At 65.7% G+C, this 9017-nt stretch carries 5 protein-coding genes and 1 pseudogene; 4 read left to right on the plus strand and 2 right to left on the minus strand.

Going from position 1 to position 9017, the window contains the following annotated elements; genetic code table 11:
• Positions 1 to 66: 66 nt before the first annotated feature.
• Positions 67 to 2250 carry a primosomal protein N' gene (locus QZY06_RS02535; RefSeq protein WP_295679758.1) on the plus strand — a complete coding sequence of 728 codons (2184 nt, stop codon included), beginning with the start codon at positions 67 to 69 and terminating at the stop codon, positions 2248 to 2250.
• A gap of 18 nt (positions 2251 to 2268) precedes the next feature.
• Here QZY06_RS02535 and QZY06_RS02540 read toward each other — a convergent pair whose 3' ends face one another.
• On the minus strand, positions 2269 to 3684 hold the full coding sequence (locus tag QZY06_RS02540) for a wax ester/triacylglycerol synthase family O-acyltransferase (protein WP_295679761.1): 1416 nt from the start codon (positions 3682 to 3684) through the stop codon (positions 2269 to 2271).
• A gap of 136 nt (positions 3685 to 3820) precedes the next feature.
• Positions 3821 to 4939, minus strand: coding sequence for a glycosyltransferase family protein (locus QZY06_RS02545; RefSeq protein ID WP_295679765.1), 1119 nt, complete (start codon positions 4937 to 4939; stop codon positions 3821 to 3823).
• A gap of 196 nt (positions 4940 to 5135) precedes the next feature.
• Between QZY06_RS02545 and QZY06_RS02550 the strand changes: the two genes are divergently transcribed.
• The 3 genes and pseudogenes from QZY06_RS02550 to QZY06_RS02560 all read left to right on the plus strand — a co-directional run.
• On the plus strand, positions 5136 to 5861 hold the full coding sequence (locus tag QZY06_RS02550) for a TerC family protein (protein WP_295679768.1): 726 nt from the start codon (positions 5136 to 5138) through the stop codon (positions 5859 to 5861).
• Between the two features lie 6 nt (positions 5862 to 5867).
• Positions 5868 to 8141 (plus strand): DNA helicase II, encoded by a 2274-nt coding sequence (gene uvrD, locus QZY06_RS02555; RefSeq protein WP_295679771.1) that lies wholly within the window; start codon positions 5868 to 5870, stop codon positions 8139 to 8141.
• A 286-nt stretch (positions 8142 to 8427) separates the two neighbouring features.
• Positions 8428 to 9017 (plus strand): annotated as a pseudogene (locus tag QZY06_RS02560) (hypothetical protein); the annotation flags it as partial.

Genomic DNA, 9017 nt, shown 5'->3' on the forward strand with positions numbered 1-9017 from the left:
GTTGCGCCGCGACAAAAGCTGTGCGCGAGCTTCAATGATGTACACATCCTTATCCACAGGCCGCACGTGAAGCTCGTCACAGTCGCCGTGCCGGTGCCCTTACGGCAGCGCTTCGATTACGAAGCGCCGGACGCTCTGCTTGCGGCGCTGGTGCCCGGTGTGCGCGTCTGGGTGCCGTTCGGCCGGCGCGAGCTGATCGGCGTGGTGGTCGACGCAGTCCGGGACGTGGAAACCCCGGAGTTTGAACCGCGGCCGGTCACCGCCGTGCTCGACGACGTTGCCTTGACCGGGCCGATGGTCGGCCCCGAACTGCTGGCGCTGTGCCGCTGGGTCGCCGACTACTACCTGCATCCGCTTGGCGAAGTGATCGCCGCCGCGCTGCCCGGCCCGCTGCGGCGCGGCGAACTGGTGACCCTGCCGCCGCCGGATGGCTTGCAGCTGACCGAAGCCGGTCGTGCAGCGATGGCCGGCTTGCCGGCTCGCTCGACGACGATGAAAGCGCTGCTCGATCTGCTGGCAGCGGCGCCGGGCAGCAGCGCGCGGGTTCGCACCGCGTTGCCGAATGCCGCTGCGGCGCTGAAGAAGGCGCTGGACAGCGGCTGGGTCGAACGCTGTGCGCTGGACCGGGTCACGCCGCTGGAAGCCCACCTGCCGCTGACCGAGGAACAGGCCGCCGCACTGACCACGCTCGATGCCGGCTTGAGCACCGGTTTCGCAGTCAGCCTGCTCGAAGGCGTGACCGGTAGCGGCAAGACCGAGCTGTATCTGCGGCTGACCGAAACCGCGCTCGCTGCCGGCGGCCAAGTGCTGGTGCTGGCGCCGGAAATCGGTCTGACACCGCAGCTGGCGGCACGCTTCAAGGCCCGCTTCGGCGATGGCGTGGCCAGCTTCCATTCCGGCCTGAGCGAAACCGAACGCGCCCGCAACTGGCTCGCCGCGCGGGACGGCCGCGCGCGCATCGTCGTCGGCACCCGCTCGGCGGTGTTCGTGCCGATGGCGCGTCTGGCGCTGGTGATCGTCGACGAAGAGCACGACGTCTCCTACAAGCAGCAGGACGGCCTGCGCTACCAGGCCCGCGATGTCGCCGTGCTGCGCGCCCGCCGGGCCGGCGCGCCGGTGCTGCTCGGCAGCGCGACGCCATCGCTGGAATCGCTGCATAACGCGAACACTGGCCGTTACCGGCATCTGCAACTGCTGAAGCGCGTTCGCAGCCAGGCGCCGCCGCGTATCCACCTGCTCGACGTGCGCCACGCGCCGCTCGACAACGGCCTGAGCCCGACGATGATCGAGGCGGTGTCGCGCCAACTCGAAGCCGGCCATCAGGCGCTGCTGTTCCTGAACCGCCGCGGCTACGCGCCGGTGCTGCTCTGCCACGACTGCGGTGCCGTTACACCCTGCCCGAATTGCGATGCGCGGCTGGTCGTCCATCGCGCCCGCAAGCGCCTGGCCTGCCATCACTGCGGTCATGTCGAACCGATCCCGCCGGCCTGCAGCGACTGCGGCGGCAAGCTGGTGCCGGTCGGCCAGGGCACCGAGCGGATCGAGGATGCGCTGCGGATGCGCTTCCCCGAATACCGGGTCGAACGCTTCGATTCCGATCGCCTGTCCAGCGGTGCTGCGATCGCGCGGCTGCTGGCCGATGTCGAGCGCGGCGATGTGAAACTACTGGTCGGCACCCAGGTGCTGGCCAAGGGTCACGACTTCGCCGGTCTCGCCTTCGCCGGCCTGGTCGACGTCGATCAGGCGCTGTTCGGCAGCGATTTCCGCGCCATCGAACGGATGGGCCAGATGGTCACCCAGGTCGCCGGACGAGTCGGCCGTGCCGATGCGCCGGGCGAAGTGCTGCTGCAGACCCACCAGCCCGAGCATCCGCTGCTGCGGCTGCTGGTCGAACGCGGCTATCCGGCGTTTGCCGCAACCCTGATGGCCGAGCGCAGGCAATTCGGCCTGCCGCCGTTCGCCAGCCTGGCACTGCTCCGGGTCGAGGCGCGAACCGAGGGCGAAGTGATGAACTTCCTCCGCACGCTACGCGGTCAGTTGCCGGCCGCCGACGAGGTCGAAATCCTCGGCCCGGCCCCAGCGACGATGGCGCGCCGCGCCGGCTATCAACGCGGCCAGCTGCTGCTCAAGAGCCCGTCCCGCTCGGCGCTGCATCGCCTGCTCGGCGTCTGGCTGCCGGAGATCGAAGCGCTGGGCCAGAAAACGCGGCTGCGCTGGTCGCTGGATGTCGATCCGGCGGATCTGTTTTGAGGCTGCGCTACAGACGGCTCAGCCGCTCGACGCCGCTCTTGCAGCCGGCGCCTTCACCGCCGCTTCCAGCTCATCCAGCGCCTCGCCGGTGTAGACCGCGAGCCGCTGCATGTGCGGCAGCGCGTCACGGGCGCCGGTGAAGCCGAAGTTGAGCTTGCCGGCGTAGGACAGGCAGGTGATGTTCAGCGCCTGGCCGTGCTGCAGCACGCTGACCGGGTACATGGCTTCGAGCTTGGCGCCGCCGAGGTACAGCGTCTTGTCCGGGCCCGGCACGTTGGAGATCGCCAGGTTGAACATCGGCTTGATGCGCCCGGCAGCGCCGGTGAGCATGCCCATGATGTACGGTGCCATGAACAGCATCGTGTAGTTGTTCAGGCCGCTTTTCGGCAGGCTTTGCAGGTGCTCCTTGGCGCCGAGCGTGGAGCTGTGGATCCACTGCAGACGCTTGACCGGATCGGCGATCGAGGTGCCGAGATCGGCGAGCATGAAGCTGATCGCGGTGCCGAGCTGCTCGTCGCCCTTGGGCCTTAGCGACACCGGCAGGCCGGCGGTCAGGCTGCGCCGTGGCAGCACGTTCAGTTCCTTGAGAAAACGCCGCAGCGCGCCGGCGCAGATCGCCAGCACAACATCGTTCAGGGTCACGCCGCCCTTCTCGGCGATCGCTCGCAGACGCGCCAGTTCGTACTGCTGGGTGGCGAAGCGGCGCTGGCCATCGACTCGATCATTGAGCACCGATTTCGGCGCCTTGAACGGCGTGGCCTGGGCATCGTGCGGCTTCTTGCCGCGCCAGATCTTGGTCAGCGCGCGGGTCACCTGCGGGACCAGTTCGGCCTGCTGCTGCAGTTGCTCGCGCAGCCGTTCGAAGGTGCTCGGCAGCACTTCTCCCTCGACATGCGCCCTGCGCTTGCGAATCTCTGCACCGATGGTCCACGGCGGCACCACCTTGCCGGCGGCGGCACTGGCCGAGAACGCCCGCGCGGTCATGCGGATGCCGCCGACGCCGTCGATCAGCGCGTGATGCATCTTGGTGTACAGCGCGAAGCGGTTGTTTTCCAGGCCTTCGATGACGTGGCATTCCCAGAGCGGCCGGTTCAGGTCCAGCTCGTGGCTGTGCAGACGCGAGACCAGCACGCCGAGTTCGCGCTCGCCGCCGGGATGCGGCAGCGCCGAATGACGCACGTGGTAATCGAGGTCCAGACCGTTATCGATTTCCCAGGCCGGCAACACACCACGCAGCAGGGACTTCTTCAAGCGCAGGTTCCACGGCGGCGCAAAGTCCTTGGCGTCCTTCAGCTGGACGACCAGCTTGGCCAGGAAATCCGCGGGCGCATCGGCCGGCAGCGAAAAGATGTTCAGGCCGGCGACATGCATCGGCGTGTTGCGCGACTCGACATACAGCCAGGACGCGTCGAGCGGTTTGAGTCGGGTTGCCATCGATGCCGCTCCAGATCAATTTCTTGTTGTGGAGCGACTTTAACGCGCGGACTCGCCGCGCGGTGGCGGCTGGGTCCAGCCCTGCGACAAAGCGCAGCAAATTCGCGCTGGACACCTTGTCTGCAGCGAGCTTCAGCTAGGCAGCGGAGATCGCCGCCCCGCGCTTGCGCCGGGTCTTGCTGCCGGCCTTGGTGACCACGGCCAGCTCGTCGATGTACTGCAGCAGGGTGGCGATCGCTTCTGCACGGCCGTCGCCGGCGTGGGCGCTCATGTTCGATTTGTAGAACGCGTGGTTGCCCATGAAGCGATCGACGTCGCTCGGCGTCAGGTTCAGGCGATCGCCGCGCATGCCCACACCCATGCGTTCGATCATCCAGGCGTTCAGGCGCTGCTCGAAGGCTTCTTCCGGCAGCGCGAGGATCGGCTTGCCGAAGTGGATCGCCTCGCCGATGGTCTGGTTGCCGGCGGTCGACATCACTGCGCGGCAGGCGGCCAGGTCATGGACGAACCATTCGTTGCTCGGCGCGCGGAAGTCGAGGTTCTCGACCTTGCCGCGATACGGCGTGCCGTAGACCACCACCGGGCAGTCCAGTTGGCGCAGCGCGTGGTCGATGTTAGGCCGGTACTGATGCTCGCCCTTGTTGAAGTAGGCGAGCAGGAAATCGCCATCGCTGGGCTTGGTGCGCAGCACTTCGTCGCGGAGCATCGGGCCGATGACTTTCACGCCCGGATAGGCGCCTTCGGCCGGATAGAAGCTGGCAATCAGGATGCGTTCCGGAATGCCCATCAGGCGGCGATAGCCAAAGCCATCGCGCATGCCCATCAGCCAGAGATCCGGCGGGAAGTGCGGCTTGCAGTACGCGATGATGCCGACGTGGTCGAAGCTGATCCGCGGCAGTTTCAGTTTCTTCGCGGCGCGATGGGTCCAGGCTTCGGAATCGGAAATCACCAGTTCGATGCCGCGCGCCTTGATCTCGCGCTCGACCACTTCCGAACCATGGCCACCGAAGAACAGATCGGCCATCGGTGCGAGGTTGCGGCTGATCGTCTTCGGCACCGAATGGCTGCCGTTGGCTTGATAGACGTAGCCGATGATCGGGATGCGCACGGTCGGAAACAGCGGCGCCAGCACGTCATAGGCATCGCCACCGGCGAACACGGTGACCTCGTGCCGGGCCATCAGGCTTGGCAGCACCGCCATCGAGCGCATTGCATGGCCGCGCCCGTAACCCATCACGCCGTAGGCAATCTTCATCGTCGCTGCTCCCGGTTTTCCGGTAGGTACGCGCACACCATAAGAGCCAGCGGTAAACCCCGAATGACGAAGCGGTGACGGTTCGATGACAGTGCGGCGGCGGCTTGCTGCGTGCCGCGGCGGCGCATCACGAAGGGCCGGCCTGACAGCTTTCCCTCATAATCGGAAGCTCCTGCCTCGCCCTTGCCCAGCGCCCGTGAATCTGCTTGACCCCGAACTGATCATCGCTTTCCTGACGCTGGCTGCGCTGGAAATCGTGCTGGGCATCGACAACATCATCTTTCTGTCGATCATGGCGGCGAAGCTGCCGCTGCATCAGCAGGCGAAGGCGCGGACCATCGGCCTGGCCGGCGCGATGCTCACCCGGATCGCGCTGCTGGTGTCCCTGAACTGGATCGCCAAGCTGACGGCCGATCTGTTCACCGTATTCGGCATGGGCTTCTCGGGCCGCGATCTGATCCTGTTCGGCGGTGGCCTGTTCCTGATCTGGAAGGCCGGCAAGGAGATCGTCGACATGCTGCGCGGCGCGCTGCACGCACCGGGCAGCACTGCCGGCGCGGTGGGCGTCAGCTTCGTCGGCGTGATCGTGCAGATCATGATTCTCGACATCGTGTTCTCGCTCGATTCGGTGATCACCGCCATCGGCATGACCAGCAATCTGCCGGTGATGATCGCGGCGATCGTCAGCGCGGTGATCGCGATGATGTTTTTCTCCGGCCCGCTGTCGCGCTTCGTCGATGACAACCCGACGGTGAAGATGCTGGCGCTGGCCTTCCTGGTGCTGATCGGTGGCGTGCTGATCGCCGAAGGGCTGGACCTCCATATCTCCAAGGCCTACGTCTATTTCGCGATGGGCTTCTCGGTGGCCGTGGAAATCCTCAATCTGCGCCTGCGCAAGCGGCTGGCCGCTGCCGGTCATTGACGCGTGATGCACGCTGAATCGCCTGATGTCGCCCTGCTCTGCGCGGGCCTGAACCCAGCCCAGCGCGAAGCGGTGACCGCGCCGCCCGAGCACCGTCTGGTGCTGGCCGGCGCCGGCTCCGGCAAGACCCGGGTGCTGACCCATCGCATTGGCTGGCTGATCGCCGTCGAAGGCGTTTCGCCGCATTCGATCCTCGCGGTCACCTTCACCAACAAGGCCGCGGCCGAGATGCGCGGCCGCATCGAAAGCCTGGTCACCGTGCCGGTGCGGACGATGTGGGTGGGCACCTTCCATGGCATCGCCCACCGCCTGCTGCGCCTGCACTGGAAGGAAGCGCGGCTGCCGCAGAATTTCCAGATTCTCGATGCCGACGATCAGCAGCGCCTGGTCAAACGGGTGATCCGCGGCCTCGATCTGTCCGAAGAGCAGTGGGTGCCGAAGCAGATCACCGGCTGGATCAACGCCCAGAAGGAAGAAGGCCGGCGGCCCGATGCGATGGTCGATCAAGGTGATTTCGCGCAGCGGCAACTGGTGCGCATCTACAGCGCCTATGAGGCGCAGTGCGCCGCCAACGGCTTGGTCGATTTCGCCGAACTGCTGCTCCGCGCCCACGAGCTGTGCCGTGATGTGCCGCAGATCCAGCAACACTACCGGCAGCGCTTCCGGCACATCCTGGTCGACGAGTTCCAGGATACGAACACGCTGCAGTACGCCTGGCTGAGAGTGCTCGCCGGCAATACCGGGACGATGTTCGCGGTCGGTGATGACGATCAGTCGATCTACAGCTGGCGCGGCGCCAAGGTCGAGAACATGGCGCGGCTGAGCAAGGATTTCCCCGGCCTGGAAGTGGTCCGCCTCGAACAGAATTACCGCTCGACCGGCACCATCCTGAAAGCCGCGAATGGCCTGATCGAGAAGAATTCCGGGCGTCTCGGCAAGGTGCTGTGGACCGATGGCCAGGATGGCGATGCCATCCAGCTCTATGCCGCGTTCAACGAGTTCGACGAAGCCGAGTTCGTGGTCGGCCGGATCAAGGCGCATCACGAAGGAACCTATGCGCTGAAAGACTGCGCGATCCTCTATCGCTCGAATGCGCAGAGCCGCGTGCTCGAAGAATCGCTGATCCGCAATCGCCTGCCGTATCGCATCTATGGCGGCCTGCGCTTCTTCGAACGCCAGGAAGTGAAGGACGCGCTGGCCTATCTGCGTCTGGTTGCGATCCGCGATGACGACGCCAGCTTCGAGCGCGCCGTGAACACGCCGCCACGCGGCATCGGTGCGACTACCATCGAACGTCTGCGGGCATTGGCGCGCGATGCCGGCGTCTCGCAATGGAAGGCGGCACAAGGCGCTGGCGCCGCACTCGGCCGCAGCACCAACAACCTGAAAGTGTTCCTCGATCTGATCGACGGCCTCGCCCGTGACGGTGCCGGCAAGCCGCTGGCCGAATTGATGGCGATGGCGATCGAGCGCTCGGGCTTGCGCGAGCACTACAAGAAGGAAAAGGGCGAGCAGGCCGAAGCCCGCCTCGACAATCTCGACGAACTGATCAGCGCCGCGCGCGGCTTCGAGCGGCCGCCGGAAGACGACGGCCTCGATCCGCTGAACTCGTTCCTGGCCCACGCGATGCTCGAAGCCGGCGAGCGCCAGGCCGGCGTCGGCGAGGACTGCGTGCAGCTGATGACGCTGCACTCGGCGAAGGGTCTGGAATTCCCGGTGGTGTTCCTGGTTGGCATGGAGAACGGTCTGTTCCCGAGCCAGCGCGCCGTCGATGGCGGCTCGCTCGAAGAAGAGCGGCGCCTGGCCTATGTCGGCGTCACCCGCGCGCGCCAGCAGCTGTACCTGACCTACGCCGAAGTGCGGCGCATCCACGGCCAGGAGCAGATCGGCATGCCGTCGATGTTCCTGAAGGACATTCCGGCCGAAACGATCGTCGAAACCCGGCCGCGCGCCGGCGTGCTGCGACAGGCGTACGGCGGCCCGTCCGGCAACAGCGGTTATGGCGGCTACGGGGGTGGCGGTGGCGGCGGTTCGTACGGCGGAGGCCGTTACGCGCGTGCGGCTGACGTGCCGCCTTCACGGACCAAGATGACGGCCGCGACCACAGGCGAAGGCCCGGGCGGTTTCCGGCTTGGTGATCGCGTGCGCCACGCGAAATTCGGCGAAGGCACCATCCTGAGCTTCGATGGCGACGGCGATCGCACCCGCATCGAAATCAAGTTCCGCGACGCCGGCACCAAGTGGCTGATGCTGTCTTACGCTCATCTCGAACGCGCTTGATCGGCGCGGACAGCTGATAAGCCGAGACGAACACCGCGTCCGCTTTTCCGCAGTTTCGCGTTCATTACTCTGAAACATGTCGGGATCCGCGCATGCGGCCTGAACTCCAATTCTGATCATCCCGGGATTGGACAAATGTTCACGTATGAATGTGCCTATGGACCTGAACACGGCGCAGGTAGACACTCCGGGCGTTCGCTCAGGAACATGCCGGCGAACCCAATGGCGCGCGCGAGTTGGGCGGGCCACAGTTATCTTCACAAAATAGACGCTCAAGGGGGCAACAATGAACATTCACAAAAGCTTGCGTTCCACTGTCACTGCCGCATTTTGTCTGGCGGGTCTGTCTGGGCTGATCAGCGCCCAGGCCGCCGCATTGGATCCCGTGGTTGATTGCACGCCGGGCGGGCTTTACGAGCCGATCCTGGATCCGAACGCCGTTGTCCGCACCGATGTCGACGGCATCTGTCTGCTTTGCGGCGTCGAGGACGCGCTTGCCGTCGTCGATCGCAAGCGCAGCACTTACGCCACTTTGCGGACCGCAGTTGGCGTGGCGTCCAATGTGTCGCTCACGGTCACCGATTCAAGCACGCGTTACGCGGCGAGTAGCGTCAAGCCGAAGGGTGCCGGTTTCGTCGTGCGTAGTGCAGACAAGGTGCTCAGTCTTGACCTACTGCGTGGCGCAACGGTGACCACGAGTCTCAATGGCGTCGATCGGCAGTCCTTCTCGGTCGGCGGCCCCTTGAAACTCGACTTGCTCGGTCTGCTGAACTCCCAGGACTACTTCGTTCTGGGCGGCGCAGCAACCAAGGACTTCGATGCTGTACGCATCACTTTCGGTTCGGCGGTGCGCGCCTTGACCTCGCTCAGGGTTTA

The organism is uncultured Nevskia sp. (assembly GCF_903885465.1).
Classification (GTDB): domain Bacteria; phylum Pseudomonadota; class Gammaproteobacteria; order Nevskiales; family Nevskiaceae; genus Nevskia.